The sequence below is a fragment of the Streptococcus infantis genome (genome assembly GCF_047465035.1).
GTDB classification, from domain to species: Bacteria; Bacillota; Bacilli; order Lactobacillales; family Streptococcaceae; genus Streptococcus; species Streptococcus infantis_T.
This window is the reverse complement of sequence record NZ_JASHAQ010000048.1, coordinates 1-1127: the sequence shown is the minus strand read 5'-3', so window position 1 is coordinate 1127 and position 1127 is coordinate 1. Positions and strand designations below refer to the sequence as shown.

Genomic DNA, 1127 nt, shown 5'->3' with positions numbered 1-1127 from the left:
CTGATGTGTTACCTGCGTCATCTGTCGCTGTTACAGATACTGTTTTACCTTCTTCCAAACCGCTAACTGGAACACTGAAGTTACCATCTTGGTCAGCTGTTGCTGTTGCTTTGGTTCCGTTTGGAAGGGTTACTTCTACTGTTGAACCTGCTTCGGCTGTACCTGTTACAGCAGTATCACCTGCTTTAACTGGGTTCACAACTGGGGCTGCTGGAGCTGTCTTATCATCGGCTTTCGCTACGGTTGCTGTTGTCGCATCTGATGTGTTACCTGCGTCATCTGTCGCTGTTACAGATACTGTTTTACCTTCTTCCAAACCGCTAACTGGAACACTGAAGTTACCATCTTGGTCAGCTGTTGCTGTTGCTTTGGTTCCGTTTGGAAGAGTGACTTCTACTGTTGAACCTGCTTCGGCTGTACCTGTTACAGCAGTATCACCTGCTTTAACTGGGTTCACAACTGGTGCTGCTGGTGCTGTCTTATCATCGGCTTTCGCTACAGTTGCAGTTGTCGCATCTGATGTGTTACCTGCGTCATATGTCGCTGTTACAGATACTGTTTTACCTTCTTCCAAACCGCTAACTGGAACACTAAAGTTGCCATCTTGATCAGCTGTTGCTGAGGCTTTAGTGCCATCTGGAAGGGTTACTTCAACTGTTGAACCTGCTTCGGCTGTACCGGTTACTGCTGTGTCACCTGCTTTAACTGGGTTCACAACTGGGGCATCTGGTACTGTCTTATCATCAGCTTTCGCTACAGTTGCTGTAGTTGGAGTTGATGTATTGTTTGAAGCGTCTTTCGCTGTAACAGAGACTGTTTGACCTTCTTCCAAACCGCTGACTGGAACGCTGAAGTTGCCATCTTGGTCAGCTGTTGCTGAGGCTTTAGTGCCATCTGGAAGGGTTACTTCAACTGTTGAACCTGCTTCGGCTGTACCGGTTACTGCTGTGTCACCAGCCTTAACTGGGTTCACAACTGGGGCATCTGGTGCTGTCTTATCATCTGCTTCCTTAACAGTCTTATCGCCTGTTAGGGTTGCTGTTGTTCCATCTGGGAACGTTACAGTTGCTGATCCATCGTTTCCTACTTCAACCTTAGTTGCTGTTGGGTTAGCGTCTTCTACTGCT

The 1127-nt window shown here is 47.6% G+C and carries 1 protein-coding gene; it reads right to left on the bottom strand.

Translation table 11 applies throughout. The features are described 5' to 3' along the window. On the bottom strand, positions 1-1127 hold a 1127-nt coding region (locus tag QM406_RS10020), incomplete at both ends, for an Ig-like domain-containing protein (protein WP_414274122.1).